14 protein-coding genes are annotated in these 20,497 nt (G+C 35.0%); 13 read left to right on the forward strand and 1 reads right to left on the reverse strand.

The annotated features are described in order from the left end of the window. Positions 1-58: 58 nt before the first annotated feature. The 4 genes from AEA09_RS03410 to AEA09_RS03425 all read left to right on the forward strand — a co-directional run bounded on the left by AEA09_RS03410 (position 59) and on the right by AEA09_RS03425 (position 3,671). On the forward strand, positions 59-871 hold the full coding sequence (locus tag AEA09_RS03410) for an alpha/beta fold hydrolase (protein WP_053582508.1): 813 nt from the start codon (positions 59-61) through the stop codon (positions 869-871). 5 nt (positions 872-876) lie between these two features. Beyond that, entirely contained in the window at positions 877-1,887 is a 1,011-nt protein-coding gene (locus tag AEA09_RS03415; protein WP_053582509.1) for a sensor domain-containing diguanylate cyclase, read from the forward strand. Between the two features lie 251 nt (positions 1,888-2,138). After that, positions 2,139-3,260 carry an FAD-dependent oxidoreductase gene (locus AEA09_RS03420; RefSeq protein WP_082332545.1) on the forward strand — a complete coding sequence of 374 codons (1,122 nt, stop codon included), beginning with the start codon at positions 2,139-2,141 and terminating at the stop codon, positions 3,258-3,260. Between the two features lie 15 nt (positions 3,261-3,275). Continuing rightward, positions 3,276-3,671, forward strand: a complete 396-nt coding sequence (locus tag AEA09_RS03425) for a MerR family transcriptional regulator (RefSeq protein ID WP_053582511.1) — start codon at positions 3,276-3,278, stop codon at positions 3,669-3,671. A 74-nt stretch (positions 3,672-3,745) separates the two neighbouring features. Here AEA09_RS03425 and AEA09_RS20695 read toward each other — a convergent pair whose 3' ends face one another. Beyond that, positions 3,746-3,946, reverse strand: coding sequence for a DUF8090 domain-containing protein (locus tag AEA09_RS20695; protein WP_483806701.1), 201 nt, complete (start codon positions 3,944-3,946; stop codon positions 3,746-3,748). A gap of 1,342 nt (positions 3,947-5,288) precedes the next feature. Here AEA09_RS20695 and AEA09_RS03435 point away from each other — a divergent pair. From AEA09_RS03435 to AEA09_RS03475, 9 genes are all read left to right on the forward strand, one after another. After that, the gene (locus tag AEA09_RS03435; protein ID WP_053582513.1) at positions 5,289-5,807 is read left to right on the forward strand and encodes a sigma-70 family RNA polymerase sigma factor; all 519 of its coding nucleotides are present in this window, start codon (positions 5,289-5,291) and stop codon (positions 5,805-5,807) included. Beyond that, positions 5,800-6,633 (forward strand): hypothetical protein, encoded by an 834-nt coding sequence (locus tag AEA09_RS03440; RefSeq protein WP_053582514.1) that lies wholly within the window; start codon positions 5,800-5,802, stop codon positions 6,631-6,633. The genes AEA09_RS03435 and AEA09_RS03440 overlap by 8 nt, the downstream gene beginning before the upstream one ends. A gap of 482 nt (positions 6,634-7,115) precedes the next feature. Further along, a complete protein-coding gene (locus tag AEA09_RS03445) occupies positions 7,116-8,888 on the forward strand; it encodes a DNA cytosine methyltransferase (protein ID WP_053582515.1) in 1,773 nt (590 codons plus the stop codon). Positions 8,889-8,980: 92 nt separating this feature from the next. Next, positions 8,981-10,453, forward strand: a complete 1,473-nt coding sequence (locus AEA09_RS03450) for an ATP-binding protein (protein WP_053582516.1) — start codon at positions 8,981-8,983, stop codon at positions 10,451-10,453. Continuing rightward, positions 10,450-13,122, forward strand: a complete 2,673-nt coding sequence (locus AEA09_RS03455; protein WP_053582517.1) for a Z1 domain-containing protein — start codon at positions 10,450-10,452, stop codon at positions 13,120-13,122. Before AEA09_RS03450 ends, AEA09_RS03455 begins: the two co-directional genes overlap by 4 nt. Continuing rightward, a complete protein-coding gene (locus tag AEA09_RS03460; protein WP_053582518.1) occupies positions 13,123-14,142 on the forward strand; it encodes a PD-(D/E)XK motif protein in 1,020 nt (339 codons plus the stop codon). It abuts the gene before it with no gap. Positions 14,143-14,148: 6 nt separating this feature from the next. After that, positions 14,149-15,972: an AIPR family protein gene (locus tag AEA09_RS03465; RefSeq protein WP_053582519.1), complete on the forward strand. Its 1,824-nt coding sequence runs from the start codon at positions 14,149-14,151 to the stop codon at positions 15,970-15,972. Between the two features lie 354 nt (positions 15,973-16,326). Next, positions 16,327-17,928 carry an McrB family protein gene (locus tag AEA09_RS03470; protein WP_053582520.1) on the forward strand — a complete coding sequence of 534 codons (1,602 nt, stop codon included), beginning with the start codon at positions 16,327-16,329 and terminating at the stop codon, positions 17,926-17,928. Beyond that, positions 17,900-20,296 carry a restriction endonuclease-like protein gene (locus tag AEA09_RS03475; protein WP_053582521.1) on the forward strand — a complete coding sequence of 799 codons (2,397 nt, stop codon included), beginning with the start codon at positions 17,900-17,902 and terminating at the stop codon, positions 20,294-20,296. Before AEA09_RS03470 ends, AEA09_RS03475 begins: the two co-directional genes overlap by 29 nt. Positions 20,297-20,497 lie beyond the last annotated feature (201 nt).

A 20,497-nucleotide genomic window follows, 5' to 3' on the forward strand; every position in this document is an offset into this window, starting at 1 on the left:
TATTGTTTTCACCTTCAAAATGGAGGTATTACAGATATTTCTAGAGGGAGTATATACGATGAATGCTATTGTTGACCGTAATAATGTGAAGGTAATTGGACAAGGTGAAAAAACGATTGTGTTTGCACATGGATTTGGTTGCGATCAAAGTATGTGGAGGTATATCACACCTGCATTTCAGGAAAAGTATCAGCTTGTGTTGTTTGATTATGTTGGTTCGGGGAATTCTGATTTAAGTGCCTATCAATCTGAAAAATATAAGTCATTGCAAGGTTATGTACAGGATGTGTTAGATGTCGTCGAGTCAATGGGGCTTAAAGATATTATCTTTATCGGACACTCAATCAGTTCTATGATCGGCATGCTTGCATCCATCGAGCGCCCGGATTATTTTGATAAACTAATTATGATTGGGCCATCTTCATGTTATTTAAATGATACGAATGGTTATCACGGAGGGTTCGAGCAGAGCGATATTAAAGAATTACTGGATATGATGGAAATGAATTTTGCAGGGTGGGCTAGCTATCTAGCACCTATTGCCATGAACCAACCTGAGAATCCGACATTATCAAAAGATCTAGAACGTAGCTTCATTTCAGGAAATCCTACTATTGCAAGAGAATTTGCGGAAGTAACATTTTTATCGGATCATCGCGGCGATTTAGCGAAAGTGACGGTTCCAACATTGATCATGCAATGTTCTGAGGATAGTATTGTACCGATTGAAGCAGGGGAATATCTACACAGTCATTTAAAAAATAGTACGTTTTTATTAATGGAGGCAAAAGGTCATTATCCGCATATTAGCCATCCTGAAGAAACGATTCGCTGTATTCAGGAATATCTTGAAAGGAATAGGAAAGGATAATCGAAATGTATGAACGATTGAATTATGCGCCATGTGGATTTATGTCCATAACAACTGAAGGGATCATTACCGAGGTCAATCAAACCTTCCTTGAATGGATGGGGTATGAACAGAAGGATTTACTAAATGAGCATGTTGAAAGCCTCATGTCTATTGCAAATAAGCTTATTTTCCATTCTTATTTTTATCCTACTATTAATCTGAATGAATATGTGGAAGAATTATTTATCAGTTTTAAGGATAGTAAGGGCATAACGGTTCCCTATTTATTAAACGGTAGACGATATAAAAATGATGGTGTGGAGAGAATTGACTGTATACTCGTTCAGATGAAAAAACGCATTGATTATGAACTAGAACTACGATCAGCTAAAAAGCAAATGGAAGAGGCGTATGTAGCAAAGGATCAAGCACTCGCAAATTTGGAGCAATTGCATCTGGAAATTGAAAAAAAACAAACCGAGCTCATGGAAATGAATGCTATTTTGGTAGAGTTGTCTGTTACAGATAAGCTCACGGGATTAAAAAATAGGAGGTTCTTCCAAGAAAAGTTAGAAGAACACATCGCCTTATATAGAGAAACGGGAAAATTTTTTTCTTTGCTTATCCTGGATATTGATCACTTCAAGAAGGTGAATGATACATACGGCCATCAAGTAGGTGACGAGGTGCTGGTACAATTAGCGCACGTTTTGACAACGCAGACTCGTGAGGCAGATATCGCTGCTCGCTACGGCGGTGAAGAGTTCGTCGTCATCTTGCCTAATACAGATCTTGCGGAGTCCAAAATCATAGCAGAGCAGTTACGTCAAACCGTCGAGCATGCACAATGGAAAACAGGTAGTCTAACAGTGAGTATTGGTATCGCTACATTTACTGAGCAGGATTCAGATGCTACGATTTTGAAGAACGCCGATCAAGCGCTTTATGCTTCGAAAGAGAATGGTCGAAATCGTGTGACGCATATCAGTGAGATTACCGAAAATGCTATTGCTCTAAAACCAAACAACCAATGAATATAGTTTGATAAACAGCAGAAGATGATCTTAAGAATGCCAACTTAAGTGTCATCTTTTTTTATTGAGATAATTAAATGAATGAACTAGGTCCGAGGATGCAAAATAGTATGTGTAAAAGAACGTTATTTCCATAAACTAGAGAAAATCCTAATGTAGTAAGGGTTTTTTTACGTTTAAAAGCTTGCTGATGTATATTGACTTCGGGTTACTCGAAGGTGATATACTGCCTTAATAATGAGGGAGGGCTCATGGTGAAAAATATATTCGAAAATACAAAGGATCAAATCGCGACGGCTGTCATTGTTGGCGCATCGCTTTCAGGGTTGATGGCAGGCATTGCACTTGCACAAGAAGGTGTACACGTAACTATTGTAGATAAAGTCGGAGAAAATCGGCGCGGTGGTTCGGGGCTGCGAGTAGATGGCGGAACATTTGGTCAATCCAAGACGGAAAAGCTACTCAAAAATCTCGTTTCGGGCGGGAAAAGTTCTGTCCAACTTTGGTCATCGATTGAGTCTCGTTTACGTGCAGAAGCGAAAAGGAATGTCAAAATTGATTTGCGTTATAATACTCGCGTTGTGGCACTAGATCAGGACGATGACGCGGCTTGGGTTGTGACGGATCAGGGAAAGACGATCCGTGGTGATATTTTGATTGGTGCGGATGGACATAACAGTCAGGTGCGGGGGCACATTGCACCGCATAAGCCACATGCCACATACTCGGGATATATGGGGTGGATTGCTTCCATGAGTGAAGATGACTTGCCTGAACACCTTCGTCCAGGCTTTGACTATGATGGGCCGGCGGTGGAAATGTTTGATAGTTTCGATGGCTTTAAGTTCGGTTCCGTTATTGAAAGAGAGGAAGGTTCTTCGGAGTCGGAGAGCCGGCGAATTGGTTGTACATGGTACGATAATAAACGAAGTGATTTACTGCGCCGTCTTGGTAGCGTAGACGGGATGGTTGTGCGCCATTCATTGAACGGTTCGGATATTCCCGAACAGACGTTGAATGAGCTGGCGGAACAGGCTTCATATTGGCCAGAACCATGGCAGTCCGCAGCGCTGTATGCGATTCAAACACGCACGCTCATAGGAATCCCGATTAAAGAATATGTTCCGGACCGTCTAGTGAACGGGCGGATTGCGCTTGTTGGCGATGCGGCACATGTACCAGCTCCCGTCACGGCTAGCGGATTTAACGAATCATTACAAGATGCAGTGGCACTAGGAAAATGCGTGGAAAAGGGAATACACGGACAAGAGGCCATTCAAGCACTAGCGAAGTACGAGTCTCTCCGTTTAGATAAGGTACGCGAAATGGTCCAATCCGGACAATTTTATAGTCAGTCATTTGGCCGTCCATAATAGGGAGGGATAACAATGTACACAGTGAAAGAAGTAGCAGCACTGCTTGATATGACCAACCACACGGTGCGCTACTATACGGATCAGGGATTAGTTCCGAATTTGAGGAGGGACGATCATAATAATCGTCTGTTTGATGAGGCAACGGTTAAATGGCTTTTGTGTGTGAAACATTTAAGGCATTGCGGCATGCCGATTGATGATATAAAAACGTATATCAGCCTTTGTCAAGAAGGGGATTCCACGGTGAAGGAGCGCTATGAGATTATGCGCAGGCAACAGGCTGTTGCGCTGACCCAATTGGAGGAGGCTAAACAACGAATCGCCTATATTGATGAAAAAGTAGGCAATTATTTCGACATCTTAAATGGCGCGACGGATGATAAAGATTATGACAAGAGTACATATTAAATGGTATGGAGCATACGGTGAAAAAGAAACATTACTTTATATAGGAAGAACAAGTAGAAGCTTTTGTCAGAGAATTATTGATAGTGAGCACTATATAATTCAATAATCGGCTTCATGCCAAACTTATTCTTATCATCTGTCATATGAAAATTTAACGAAAACATATTCTCGACTGATTTAATTGTTTCTTCATCATGATAGGTTCCAAACTCTTTTAATGAAGAAATATAATCTGCTTTGCTAAGAGAATCAAACGGTAGTAGCGCTTTACCAATAAAACTTCATGAATTCTTTGGCCATTCAATTTTTCCTTAGATAGCATTAAGGCTATCTAAAGAAATATATTATTGCAAGTTTTCATAAAGGTGGTGCGAATGCAAAGTGAAAATAATTTTTTGAATACTTTTTAAATGCTAAAAAGCCCGATTGTCAAAATCGATATACAACTTATTTAAAAATAAGTGTCATTTTGAGAGAAATATCGGTAATACCAAGGGTTTCAGCGATATTGGTCACTTATTTAAAAATATGTCGTATATCAATTCTGAAAAATGCGCTAAGTCGAGTTAGAAAATGTTCGTCGTTTTTTTTCAAAGGGCATAAAAAATACGATGAGGTCAACGAAAGATGTTGGTATGTATAGCTGTGCAGCATTCTCACGTAGCTCGCCGTAGGAACGTAAAGAATTGAATGGCGCACAATTTTGTGGTGAATTTGGAAAGGAATCTACAAAAAATTGATTCGATGTGGCACTTTTGACATCATTTGCGACGGGAGTGTTTTGGTCAACGTAAATGATTTCGTAGACAAAAGGTAAGGTTTTTTGCTGATTTAGTGATTAAATATTGTTATTATTAGCAAATACATAGTTTGATTAGGCGTTTTAGGATTATTATTGGTGAACTGAATCATAAGTAAGGGCGATTTTAAAAAAGACTATCTAAACCGTTGATTTGAAGATGATTTAGATAGTCTTACATTTTATTTATGAGCGTTCTTTTTCCAATCACGATATTGCCACCATTCCAAAATAAATCCACCGAAAATCATCGCTAATATAGGAGTTTTATAGTGTTTAGGAGGACCTATTATTTTGGAAATAATGAAAAGAACAATGAAAAAGAAAAATAGATAAAGTACGATTGATTTAAATCTAGAAATGAAATATAGCTTTTTGTTATTCATTTAAATCCCCTAAAATATTTAAATTATTTACGCGAAGAAAGGTTATTTTTTATTATATTATAATAATATATAAGAGGTTTCAAGCCGTTTTAGTAACCGCATATATACATGTTGCGGTGAACTGTATCATAAGTAAGTGTGTTTTTTTCTACTAAAGTCATTGAAAACGGAGCTTATTATTCTGTAATGAATCTTTTTTATGAATATTAACGAATAAAAAGCATGCAGAATTTATATTGATTTTGCACGTGAGTGGAATAATATGGACTTTATTATTCGGTAAAAGGGAAGACAACTTGAACAAAACAATTAAACTAAAAATGAGTACATCATTAACAAGTCATGTTTCATGGCTTGTTTTTTTACGAAAATATATATGTTTTGACTTTAGTGTTTTCAGAATCGTCTAATAAGTAGTAAGGAGGGATACATATGGTTCAACTAGAGGATGCGAGCTTTCAAACGATCATACATGAACATAATGATTATTTGCTTCAGCTCAGTTATCTCTATGTGAAAGATTGGAATGCTGCGGAAGATATAGTACAAGAAGTGTTTATTAACTATTGGATAAAGTCGGAGCAGTTTCAAGCGCAATCAAGCTTGCGAACCTACTTAACACGCATGACCATTAATCGTTGCAAAGATTATTTGAAAAGCTGGCGATACAGGACGCAAACACTAACGAATGTTTTCACTGGGATGATTCGTCCGAAAAATCGTCTCATTATGCAAGATGAACAATTGATTGTGGCTGATGCTGTATTATCCTTACCCATTAAATTTCGAGAAGCCATTATTCTGTATTATTTTAAAGAATTAACGATACGTGAAATCGCAACGATTATAAATACATCAGAAAGTACGATTAAATATCGGTTGAAAACGGCGAAGGAGTGTTTGAAGGAAAACTTATCTACTCAACAATGGGAGGTGCTGACAAGTGAATGAAATTAAACGACAATTACAAATGAAAATCGGTGATACGACACAGCAACAGCGAAATGTCATACGAAAAATCAATGCACAACATCCAACACGTTCAAAAAAGAAGTACGTCTTTATCCCTGCCACAGTCAGTCTGGCGCTTTTAGTGGCAACATGTCTATTTGTCTTTTCTTTTAAAGGCGTGGGGGAGCCAAGTACGTCCACTATGCATGCTGTACCGACACCGTTAGAAGAGGAGCAAGTAGATACGTTCGAGTCGAATGAGGTGTTGACACTTACGGAAGAACAGAAGCGGCAGTATCATCAGCAGTATGTAGAAATTATCGAGAAAGCAATGGAGAAGAAAATCGGTATTTCTATTGGCGTTTCACCAATGGAGGAGTTTAAAGAATCGGATTGGGTGGAACCGCAAGTGTTTGAAAAAAGGATTCAAGCGGGAGTGGATGCGTTTTTAGCAACGGAACGCGAAAAACTTGCTGCGATGTCTACTAATTTAAAGCCTGCTGTAACTAATCCAAATGGCGAAACAATGAAAGCCAGGTATCTATATTTTTCCGATATCCTAATTAACATTGGGGTCACAGCGACATTTGATACACAGTATAATTCGGAGAAGGACCGTCTATTATTTAGCGAGGTGGATGCGATTTCAACCAAATTGGTTAACCATCGTGGTACGTGGGACCAAACATTTCAGCAAGCTACGATACTAGACGGAGGGCGAACATATCGTATCTACATTGAAGGCATTTTCAATTATAATGGACTAACATTTGAAAAAGCTTTTACGATTGAATTCCACTGTGATGAATTTGGGAAAATATATTAATCGTGTTTATATTGAATTGTCGGGCGCGATTATAAAAGATTTGAATTACAAAGAGACAACAAGGCCCAACAGGCTTGATTGTTTAACTTATAATTAGGCCTTCTTCTGCGTTGTTATTTTTCTTACAATTACTGGAAAGTGAATTTGTATTATTATGTTTTTTTCTAAAACCTGCATACCCTGAAAATTCTACTCGCCTTTTCTCTATTGCAGGAGTGAACAATACATCTGGAAATTAAAAGCGAACACCGCAAGTATAACGGGCACATTATTGATATAATTGATACAATCCTTAAACTAAAAAAACTGGATTTTCACTTTGGGAATCCGATGTAAGCGTCGAACAACGTCATCTATTCTCTAGATGGGTGTTATTTGACGCTTATGTACTTTTTATAGAAAATACGTTCGCTGTTTGCTTGAAATAGATGTAGATTTAAGGTATGCTGCAACTATAGTTTTTTAACATAGGAGAGAAATACATGAGCAATAAAAGTAATAAGTTTAAGTTAATTGATTTGTTTGCAGGTGCTGGTGGATTAAGCAACGGATTTGAGCAAACAGGAAGATTTGAAGTAATTGGTGCTGTTGAAATTAATAAGGAAGCAACACAAACATATATTGATAATCATGGTAAAAACCCAGACATAATTATTAAAGCTGAAGATAGTGGGATAAGTGACATAACAAAGATTGATTTCAATCGATTTTTAGAAGAAAAAAATATTAATGGTAATGAAACAGTTGTCATTGGAGGACCTCCTTGTCAGGGGTTTTCAAATGCGAATCGACAAAAAAATCATCTAATTTCAGGTAACAATCAGCTAGTAAAAGAGTATGCAAGAGCTATCGACGAAATCAGACCGATTGCATTTCTAATGGAAAATGTTAAGACCATGAACTCCGATAAACATAAATTTTTTGTAACAGAGCATATTGAAAATACAATTTATGCCTATAGTTCAGAAAATCATTTAAAAGAAATTAATGGTTCGAAAAATAAACCATTCTGGGTAACTGAAGAACTAACTTTAATTGAAACGAACAATTGTGAGTTAGAGCAATTAATAAAGGCTTTAACTGCATGTGAAGTGCAAAATCCTATAATTTTTAAAGAAACTCATCTATCTAGAATGCGTAGTATTATTCGTAATTTAAAGAAAAAGAAATTATACGTTGTTGAAAAAACTAAAGAAATAGAAGAAATAAAGGAAATTATAAAAGAGATTAATTCCTATGAATCACCACTAACTGATGAAGATAATAGTCTGAAGAAAATTATTGATACAACTACAAAAGTTTTAGAGTCATTAATTTTACAATGTAATAATGATAATAAAGAGACATTAGATAAACTTTATGATTTCATTGATATTAATCAGCTCTTAAGATACATGAATGAACTAAAGAAAGAAAAAATTATTTGTCTAGGAAAACCAGAAATTTCTCTTGTGAATTTTGGGAAAATCAGAGTGAGTATTGAAGTGATGTCCTATAATATAGTTGAATATTTAACTGTCTTCTTTAAATATATACAATATGATATCGATCCTCAGGTAATGATGGCAAGTGACTTTTATACACCACAAAAGCGTGCACGATTTATGATTTTGGGCGTTAAAAAAAGTGCAATTAAAAACGGTGATGTTAAGATGCCAGCGACAATTGAATCTAATAAATTGCCTTTTACTGTTTATGATGCAATTAAAGACTTAGAGACAATTAAACCTGCAAAAGATGTAGTAGAAAATAATTTACCTTATCAATTACCAGAAAACATTACTAAAATGCAAAAGTATTTCCGTTCGAATATGAAAGAAGATGTGATTTATAATCACATTAATACAGCAAGTGAGCCTTTAAGTAGACAAAGATTCGAAGCTCTAAAAGAAAATGATGGAAAAAACTTCCACAGTCTTTCGAAGGAATTGAAAGAAATTTCTTATACAGATGGATCTCGTACTCAAAATACCGTATATTTGAGATTGAAGTACGATGAACCCTCTCCAACAGTAATTAATGTGAGAAAGTCTATGTGGCAACATCCTGAAAATCCTGTAGCATTAAGTATTAGAGAAGCTGCACGTTTACAGTCATTTAAGGATGATTTTATTTTCAAGGGTACAAAAGATAAACAATATCAGCAAATTGGAAATGCCGTTCCACCCTTGTTAGCAAGAGCAGTAGCTGAACAAATGTTGTATATAATGGGTGAGAAACCTGATAAAAAATTATCTGAGGAATTTGAAATTTAATATTCAAAGTACATGATGACTAGTTCTTCATGTATTTTTTTTTGTTATCTGTTAATCTTAAAGTACTGAGTAATTAGTTGGAGATGATAAAATTGGATACTATATTAACAAGACCGTCAGCGGCTCCTGTAATACAATCTTTGAGAAATATTGGCTACAATGCACAAACAGCTATTGCAGATATTGTAGATAATGGCATAGATGCTGGGGCAACTGATATTCATATAACATTTGAATATAATACTGGCGATGGATACATTATTATTCAAGATAATGGAACAGGAATGTCAGATGAAGAGTTACAAATAGCTATGACAATAGGTTCAAAAGATCCGCGTGAAGAAAGAAAGCAGCATGAACTAGGTAGATTTGGTATGGGGTTAAAAACTGCATCTTTTTCATTAGGTAAACGTTTAAGTGTACTAACAAAAAAGGATGGAATTATCTCAGAACGTAGTTGGGATTTAGATTATGTTAGCCAAAATAATGAATGGGCCCTTTTTAAAAAAATCCCTCTAGAAGTAAAAGAAAGAATGGGACAATTTGAATCTGAAGGAACAATTATTTTAATAGATAAATTAGATCGTTTTAGTGGATATGGCACACCAAAAGTAATTCAATCAAGTAGTTTCTATGGAAAAGTTGGTAGAATTAAAAAATATCTAGAAATGGTCTTTCACTTAAAATTAAATAATAATTTAAATATATTTATGAATAATAATTTTTTAGTCCCTTGGGATCCATTTTTAAGTGAACATCCTAAAACTATTGAAGGAGAAACTCAAATAATTCGAGTTAATAGAAAAAGAGTGAAAATCACTCCATATGTATTACCACACCCTTCTGCATTCAATGAAACAAAATATAAGGAGGCAGCAGGTGTTAAGGGATGGCGTGATCAACAAGGCTTTTATATATACAGAGAAGGTCGATTAGTGAACTTCGGTGATTGGTTTGGCATGTTTACTAAAGATAATTTTTCTGAGTTAGTTCGAATAAAAATTGATTTTACAAATGATGCAGATGAAGATTGGAAAATTGACATTAAGAAGTCGAGCATTTCAGTTCCTGAAGACGCTAAAGAAAATCTAAAAGCGATAGGGAAATACTATAGACAAGTGTCTAAAGAAATAATGTTATATCGTGCAAAACCTTCAAATAAAACAGGTAAAATGAAAGGGTCACTGCACACTTGGGAACTTTATAATGATGAAATAGATAGCTCATATATATTAAATAGAAATCATCCTATTTTAATGGAAGTATTAAAACAAATAGATGATGAGACTAGAAGGAAATTAAATTTTTATTTAAAACTTGTCGAATCAGGTTCTCCAATCAATTTACTTCAATCTGATTCAATGCTGAAAAAGGAAGAAGATATTCAAGAGTTAGATGATAATAAAAAATTCATCATTTCAGAATTAGCAAATAGTTTATTCTCATTTAATGATGAAATAGAGGTTGAATCAATTGTCGACTCGATATCTTTAATGCCAGGGTTCGAATCCATTAATAGAAGAACAATTAGGAATTTTATTGAAAAGGAAGTGCTAGTTAAATGAATGAAGCTATGAGAGAAGATTATAAAGCTACATTTAAAGCGATATTTCAAGTTATGCAAAATACTGGTATTGATTCACCTTTTGAGCAAGCACAAGCAATCGCAGAAAAAAAACTGCAAAATGGCTATTATGATGTTAAAAAATCAGATTTAGAAAGTTTAGCATTAGAAATGTATGAAACTTACGGGGGGACCATTGATATCCCAAAGACTCCTGTCATGCAAGGTAACGGAGCGAAAAACTGGTTTGGAAGTACGCATCCCTCGTATTCATTTTTCTGGCCAAGATATAAAACATATCTTTTAGAATATAAGAAGTGGGAAAAAGAAACTGTAGAATCTATCAATGAATCTACGGACAAAATTCTTAATTCTATTGGCAATCCTAAAAGTACAGAAGATTTTGACGTTCGTGGTTTGGTACTTGGATATGTTCAATCGGGTAAAACAGCCAATTTTACGGGCTTAATTAATAAAGCGTTTGATGTGGGCTATAAATTAGTTATTGTACTAGCCGGGATGCATAATGACTTACGCTCTCAGACACAAATTCGTTTAGAAGAAGAAGTGGTTGGCGGAATTGATGAAAATACAGATGAAATAATTGGGGTAGCTCAAATTAGAATTGATGGTCCACTTGTAGACACATGGACTACTAAAGATAAGGACATCACTTTAGCTCATACAAAAAAACGGGATTTTCTTTCTCGAAACTTACTGATTGTGAAAAAAAATAAATCTGTATTGGAATCTTTAAAAGAAATTTTATCTCAAAGCATAATGCTATCAACTAAAAATGAAGATGTACCAGTATTAATTATAGATGATGAAGCAGATCAAGCTAGTGTGGATACTTCTAATGCGAATAAAGAGGAAGATCCGAAAACTATAAATAAACTAATTAGAGAAATATTAGAATTGTTTAAAAAGAAAGCCTATGTAGGATATACAGCTACTCCTTTTGCGAACCTTCTAATTCGAACTGATGCGCAACATGATACTGCAGGTAAAGATTTATATCCGAAAGATTTTGTAGTAGCATTACCTAAACCAAAAGGTTATTGTGGACCGGCCGAATATTTCAACGTAACAGGTTATATGGAAGATGATAAACCATTATTTATAAGACATTTAAAAGAGGAAGATCTGGATTTATTCGATAGTATGAAGAAAACAACTGATTCTGAAAAATTTAAAAAGGTTCCAGAATCGATGCGAGAAGCAATTTTAGCATTTTTAATTGCGATAGCAATACGTAATCTCCGAGGTCAAACTGGAAAACATAATTCGATGCTTATCCATACTTCACGATTTACGGATACACAAGGTGCTATGAAAGAAGTAGTAGAAAAATATTATCAAGAGTTATGTAACGATATTTTATATAACAGTGATAGTGAATATATTGCCTCTTTAAAAAATCTATATTTGAATGATCACGTGCTAGTGCAGCAAGAATATGATGAAAAACTTACCGTTTATGATTGGAAAGTTGTGTTTAAAGAGATTAAATCTCTGGTGAGTAACGTTCGCATAATGGAGATAAATGGACATAGTGGGGAAGCTTTAGAATATGAAACGTATAAAGATGTTGGTCTAAATGTAATAGCGATTGGTGGAGATAAATTATCCCGAGGATTAACACTTGATGGCCTAAGTGTTTCATATTACTATCGTGGAACAAATATGTATGACACATTAATGCAAATGGGTCGATGGTTTGGGTTTAGAACAGGCTATATGGATTTATGCCGTATATATACTTCTGAAACAATCGCGGATTACTTTGAACATATGGCATATGTTATGGTCGAACTTCGAAAACAATTTGAATACGTGGCAAATAATGAAAATATTACGCCAGAAGGCTATGCGGTAAAAATGTTAGCTCATGAGAAAATGATGGTTACAAGTATGGCTAAAATGCGTTCTGCAGAAAAATTATTTAGTCATAGTGGTATGATGAGACAAACTCGTATTTTCGATGCAAAAGAATCAACAATGCGACAAAATATGAATGCGACTATAAATCTAATTAATAAAATCGAAGAACCATTCAATAAAAAAACTGGGGATACGTCATATTATATTGCTCGTGATGTTCCTAGTGATTTGGTAATTGAATATTTAGAAGAATATCAAACTGCTGCTTCAGTTAATAAGGTGAATAGTAAAGATATTGCAGCCTTTATTAAACGAATGAATGTTCAAGAGGAATTAAATAAATTTAATGTAATTGTAGTAGATGGTACAGTGTCTACATTAAAGAAAAAAGATGTAGTAAATGAGGGAATTCAAAAATACCCTGTAAGTCTTGGGAAACTCCAATTGGATAGTGCTGTAATTCGTGCTGTAACTAAAAAAGTAGATGGGATATCAGACACAGTTGATATAGGTGCTTTAGTTGCGAGTAAACAGGAATTTATTGATTTAAATATAGCTAGCCAAGAGGAGCGTAATGTAAATAATCCAGCTCTGCTGATTTATCCTTTACATCCAAAAGTGAAGAGATTCAAAGCTTTAAGCTACGACTTTAATGAAAAATTTGTACCGATTGGATTTGCATTCTCTTTCCCAGAAATAACAGAAAAATTTGAGGATGATGAAGGAATTGTTGTTGAAAAAGATGGTAATTATGTTGTGAATAAGACTGTTAAGCGAGGTGTATAAATGATTAATATTACAGAAGCTTTCCGAAAGTTAATAGACCAAGCCGAAACAGCGCAGAATGAAGAAGTTTATAAACTTAAAACAATCCAATTTAATGAACCTATTATGATGATAGGGATAGATTTAATTACGAAAGAACGACGAATCTATATTGATATCACGGATGAAAATTGGAATGATGATCAAATGAAGTCTTTTCCTAAATGGAAAGGAGTATCCGTAACCAAAGAGTTTTTTGAGAAGATTGGTCCTTTAAAAGAGAAGGTTTTTTTAATTATTGCTCAAGATGATGAAGGTAGTGAAGAAATTTTTGAAAAGCTGCTACAAAGCTTAGTTGACCACATTTTAATAAATGAGGACCAACCTTTGTCTACAGTCATCTATGGGGTACTGGATCGTTGGCATAATTTCTTCCGATTTAAGTCAAATATACGTCTTTCCCTGGAAGAACAAATGGGGGTATTCGGCGAATTATACTACATAGACTCTTGGCTAAGGAAATTCGAAGATGAACCACCATTAATTATTGATGCTTGGAAGGGGCCGACAAGACATAGAGTAGATTTTGTGAAAAAGAATATCGGAGTTGAAATTAAAACGACGTCACCGAAAATTCATGATGGGATACGTATTTCAAATGAAACGCAGCTGGAATTAAGTGATGTAATACAGAAAATCTACTTATATGTTCTTAAAATTGAAGATACACAGTCAGATGGATTGTCGATTCAGAATTTAATGGATTCTATACGGTCACAATTAAATGCAAGATCCCAAACGGGTCTAGTTCGGTTTAATGATTTTTTACTTGAACTATATATTTTAGATGGTATCTATAATGATATTTTCTTTTATATACACAATGAGGAAGCCTACGAAGTAACAGAACAATTTCCGAAGATAACAAGAAATGATTTACCTGTTGGCGTATCAAATGTATCATATTCAATTGATTTGTCTCATTGTATCGATTATAAAATTGAAACAGATAAAGTTTATTATTCGAATAAAGAAGGTTGATGAAGTATGAGGGAAGACAGAAAAAAAATAGAATTTTTAACAGAGTTTATAGATGCAGTAGAGGTAAAAGGAACTGCAATTGGTAGCAGAGAAACGCCATTTTTCACAGAAATGTTATCTTATATGAATCAAGAAGATGAACCTTCAATTATTGTGCCGTATATAAAGGGCAATATTAAAATAAATGGATTTATGTACGAAGAAGAGGCGAATACGTTAAGTTTATATGTAGTTGATTATGATATCGATTTCGATGAAGAGAATTTACCGGAAATCAGTAAAACGGCAATAACAGAATTGGCTAATAAAGCCAAACGTTTTTATACTAATTCAAATGGTATTTACTTTAACTCCAGTGAGGGCTTAGAGTTTAGAGAACTTGCAAAGCTAATAAATGAAAATAGAAATGCTATTGAAGAGGTAGATATTTATGTGCTAACAAGTAAATTCTATTTGACGAATAAGCCAGTTGAAGTAAGTATACCTGGAGTAGAAACAGTAAATATACATGTATGGGATATGGATCGAGTTTATCGACTATCTGAAGCTGAGCAAGGAATGCGTGATTTTGATATTGAATTTGAAAAGAAGTACGGACAAGCTATAGAAATGATGTACGTACCAAAAAATAGTGGTTCCCAAAGCAACTATGATTTTGATTGTTATATAGGTTTTATACCAGCAAAATTATTAGCTGAGCTTTATGATGAATGGGGCCCGAAATTAGTAGAGCGTAATGTTCGCTCATTCCTACAAGCTCGTGGTGGAACAAATAAAGGAATTAGGGATACTTTAAAAGATCCAGTACAACGAGAGATGTTTGTAGCTTATAACAATGGTATTTCAAGTGTAGCAAAAGGTGGAGATATTGAAAGAATTGGTGATACAAACCTTTATCGTATTTCGCGAATAACAAGTTGGCAAATTGTTAATGGTGGCCAAACAACTGCTTCTATACACCAAGCTTATAAAAGTGGTGAAGATTTAGATGGAGTATATATACAAGCAAAATTAACTATTATTAAAGTTGCTGAAGACGAACAAGACCGATATTTATTAGAAGATGACTTGGTTTCTAAAATATCGGAGTATGCAAATACACAAAATAAAATTAATAAATCTGATTTACTAGCTAACACTAGGTTTATGTCTGATATTGAAAAATACTCAAGAAGTACGTGGATTCCTAGTCAAGATAATCGTAAAGAGGAATCTAAATGGTACTTCGAACGTGCACGTGGTCAATATATGGTTGATATTGGACGTAGAACTAAAGGTAAGGAGCAAACTGTCTTTAAAAAAGTTTACCCTAAAGATAATGTCATTACGAAAGTTGAACTGGCAAAGTACTTTATGTCTTGGGAAGGATATCCTCATGTATCAAGTAAAGGTGGGGAAGAAGCCTTTAAACAATTTATGAATCTTAATGCCCAATATTGGAAGCCTTTAGAGGATGAAGATGGAGTATCAAGTATAAAGAATATTGATGGAGATTATTATAAATTATTAATTTCAAGAAAAATTATTAATTCATATGTTACCGATATTGTAAGTCAAATGGGACTTAAAGGATATAGAGCGAATGTAATTTATTACACGGTAGCAATGCTAGCTTATTTATATGGCGAACAAATAGATTTAATGGAAATCTGGAATAAGCAAGCCGTATCAGATAGTTGGGAAAGCACTGTAAGAACCATTGCTCAAAACACATTATCTTTCCTAAAAGACTCTGCTGGTGATCGAAATGTAACTCAATGGGCTAAGCAAGTAGCTTGTTGGGAAGAATTTAAAAAAGAATCAGCTGCTACGTTGAGTCAGTTGGTATAATAATTATAGCTCCTTGTGAATTCGCAAGGAGCTATATTAATAATACAAAGTAATTAATGGATCATCACTATAACTTGGGGTTGATTTCCGTTCCGGCTGAACGTGGCCATAGGACGTGAGCGTGTGCAAACAATCGAAGAGAAAGTCACTAATAATCGTATTTTATGTCGTTATTAGGATAATGATTTGACGGTTCCTAGTGATGCGATGAGTGGCTGGCAACTATACAAAAATAAACTAATTAAATAAGGTTGGGCAGCTGAATCCATGAGAGAAATTAGGTATTAACGTGGGAACCACGAGCACTCTATTATTAAAAAAACCGACCTGAATTTCTGAAAGGAATGAATTTCTATGGCTTTTAATAAAGAAAAATCTGAAGTGAATATAGAATTACTAACGCAAGATTTAAAATTAGAAAAAGTAAGTTCATTTGTTATTTTTAAAAATGAACATATTCTTGTATTATCGCCTACGATTCAAGCAGTTGGTGGTCTTTTTGATGTGAACTATAACACAATTGTTGAAGTGAAAAATTTAATTGCAAAAGCAAAAATAAAACTAATTATTATTAGATTTTTTGAAAAGTTATTAATTGGAGATTTAGATGAGTTTTTATCTAAGCTCACAGACCCTAATTATATTTACAGTCCACCAGGCAATCCACGATTAAGAAAATGGCAATATGGAGTTAAAGAGAATAGTAGTATTTATAAAATTAAAGGGCGAGGTGAAAATGAAGTAGCGTTGGTAGAAATGGGAAATAGAGAAGTGGTTCAATTTGTTGAGAAAAAACTCAATGACATTGGGAGTTTGGGTCAAATGAATAAAGGTAAAGTTGAACCTCCTAAAAAAGATGATGATACAGAACTGTCGTTATTTATTTATAATTTTATTCTTTCGAGAGGATTTTACTATTCTCTTGAAAATATTAAAAACCTCTATTTATCTCTCCGCAGCAAACCATTTGTGATAATCTCCGGAATTTCCGGAACAGGGAAAACAAAGATTGTCCAACTGTTTGCTGAAAGTATTGGTGCAACTGAAGAGAATGGACGATTTAAGTTAATTCCTGTACGTCCTGATTGGAGCGATAGTTCGGATTTGCTAGGGTATTTAACGCTGCAGGAAGAGTATAAAAAGGGTCCACTTGCAGAGATTGTAGAGCACGCAATGAATTATCCTGAGCTACCACACTTTGCCTTATTGGATGAGATGAACTTGGCGCGAGTAGAGTATTACTTTAGTGATGTACTTAGTGTTATGGAAAGTCGAAAGAAAGGTGAGGACGGTCGAATTACATCTTCACCACTTGTAGATCCCAAGCTTTATCAAAAAGGTGCGTTTGGTGAATCACCAAAAGGACCGCTATATTTACCGAACAATCTTTATATTGTTGGGACAGTTAATATGGACGAGACGACACATCCGTTTAGTAAAAAAGTGTTAGATCGTGCGAATACAATAGAATTTAACCAAATTGAGCTCAATCATTTTGAATTTTTAACAGAGGTTACTGAAATAGTGCCGGCAAAGGTGATTTCTAATGAAAATCTAGAAGCGAGTTATATTCATTTAATCGATGTATTTAAGGAGCACCAGGATCTTATTAAGAAGATTTCAAGAGATCTTGAAGCAGTCAATGTTCATTTAGCGAATGCAAACGCCCAAGTTGGTTATCGTGTTCGAGACGAGATCTGTTTTTATATGGTTCATAATGCAGAAGCTAATATACTTAGTGAAGATGAGGCGATGGATTTTTGCTATATGCAAAAGATTTTACCTCGTATTAGCGGTGGACAAGTTGTTCGTGCGGTATTAATAGGTTTAAAAGAATCATGGACTGTTCAAACAGAAGATGGTTTAGAGCCTAAATATCCAAAGAGTATCGCTAAAGTTGAGGAGATGCTAGGGAGGTTAGATGCGGATGGCTTCACTTCCTTCTGGATCGCGTAAAAACATTGAGCTACTTTGTATTGTAACGGATGCGTTTACGTTAGTTGTTAAAGGAGATTTGAATTTCGACCGTTATCATAATCGCTTTGTCCCGTATAGTGTGCAAGATAGGATGCAGTTTCATTTTGATTCATTAGGTGAAGCGCGTAGTGCGGAAATATTAGACGCACGGACAGGTGAGCTTGTACCGTATACAGGTCAAGAGTTGCCACCGATATTTTTTGAAAATGGTTTTTATCAAATTATCATCGAACCTGAAAAAGGGCATGAAGTATCATTTTATCATGAATATGAACCTTTCCGAGAAGCGGTAACAAAGACGAAGCGAATGAATTTTTTATCTGGCACATTACATTTTCAAAATGAAGTAGGGTTATCTTCATTTGAAATACGTGAAGGCGATACGATATTATTTGATGTGCTCATGGAAGTGTTTCCGACAAAGCTTGACTACAAAACAGATTATAAGGACTTATTATTTGAAGTACAGGAAGAGCTTTATAATTTAGCGTATCATTTTGTGCAGCGTACATACGTATTAGGCGAAGCAAAGTATTATAAAGACCCGACGCTCGGTGAGTTTTACCGATTATTTTCAGCGCATATTGAAAATTATAAAAAGGCTATTGAGCAAATTGAGCGCATGCCACATCATCAACTGACGAAGCATTATAACGAAGTACGTGGTGAGAGTTTGCGAAAGCAAGATAGTAGCGGACGTGCTTATTTACGAAAAAATGCTCGGCAATTCGTGGAGATGTCTAATGGTAAAGGGTTTGATATTGCGGGAAAGAAAATGATGCCGACTAAAGGATTGCTCATGAAAAAGGAGCAAACTTTCGATACACTTGAAAATCGTTATGTAAAATGGACAATTCAGCGTATAACGTCGAGGTTGCATGGATTAATTGAAGTCCTTGAAAAAGTGATTAAGTCGAAGGATAAAACACATACTCTTTCACCAAAATTAGTAGATGATTTAAGAGTTACTGAAAGTTGGATGCAGAAGCGATTACATTCACCTTTTTGGCGGAGCATCGGCCAGCTAGATCGCTCAGTCCATAGCTTAGTGTTACAAATGGCACCTGGATACCGTGAAGTACATCAAATTTATTCAATTCTAGCACAGAGTATTGTTCTTCAAGGTGAACTTTATAAAATGTCTTTGAAAAATATTTGGAAGCTTTACGAATATTGGACGTTTTTAAAGCTAGGTCAAATTTTATCAAAAGAGTGCCATACGCTAACGCAAAACATCATTGAATTTAACTCGAATGGTTTATTTGTAAATTTAACAGATGGTCAACGTATTGAGCGTACATTTGAACATAAAGTAACGGGTGAAAAAATTTCGTTAGTTTATCAGTATGATACAGGAAAACAAGTTCCGACTGTACAGCAAAAGCCAGATTCGATGTTGAGTATTGCGAAAAAAGGTAAAAACTACGAGTTCCAATATATTTTCGACGCAAAGTATAAAATTGATTTTAGTAGTAAATTAGGGCCTTCTCCGCAACAAGAAGACATTAACACGATGCACCGTTACCGTGATGCTATTGTTGTAGCTAATAACGGGGCATATGAGCGTACTGCGTTCGGGGCATATGTGTTATTCCCGTGGAAAGATAGCCAAGGGTTTAAGAAACATCCTTTGTATAAAAGCATTGAGACGGTGAACATTGGCGGTTTACCATTCTTGCCGAACGCGACAGAGCTTGTAACAGAAGTGATTCATAATTTGTTGAATAAAAATGGAGATGAGTTACTAAAAGAAGGGATCTTACCAATTGGACTGCTTGAACCAAAGCGGACAGCGCAAGAAGATCTAGCATTATTTGTTAAGGTTCCCTCTTATGATTTAAAGGAACGCGAAATTGAAGTTTTAACAGTTGATTTGCCAGGAAACTTCTCACAAGCAAAATGGCTTGTGCTTTATATTGAAGGTGAATTACGTATTGAACATGGAAAAATCAAAGTTCTACAGGAAAAGCAGAATTCGATTGTTTTTGAGATTGATGCTTGGACTACTAATATGGGTATTGATGTAGATGGTAGCATTGTAGAGGGTAACTTTATGACGACAAAAGTAAATCTAGAAGAGGCGATTAGTTTACAAGATTTATTTGTACGAAGCAAAGTAGAGTTTGCAATTTGGCGAGCATTGCGTCGTGTTTCACGTGATATCATCGTCGAACTGGATTCATCACGTTTAACAGATTCTTGTTTCGTGGTGGCCTTTCAATTTGCGGAGCATCGTTTTGCATTAAAAGATAATACGTTAATTGTTGGTGCAGAACAGATTGAGGAACAAGAAATACTCGGAAACCCATCAAGTATTGTACGAGCGGTGCAAAATTTATTGAACTAATCCTTTTTAGGGTTAGTTTTTTTGTGGGTAATATTCAAATAGAAAGCATCAATTTATAGAGCTAACAAACAGTAAAAGAATTTTTTCATTCTTTTCCTGTGTGCCATGCTTTCTTCCGTTCTACATCATCCGACATAACAATATAGTGGAGTATACATTTTTTTGAGTCCTTCTATCGTGATATATGCAAGGGAGGTCGTG

It is taken from the genome of Lysinibacillus contaminans (genome assembly GCF_001278945.1).
GTDB lineage: Bacteria > Bacillota > Bacilli > Bacillales_A > Planococcaceae > Lysinibacillus > Lysinibacillus contaminans.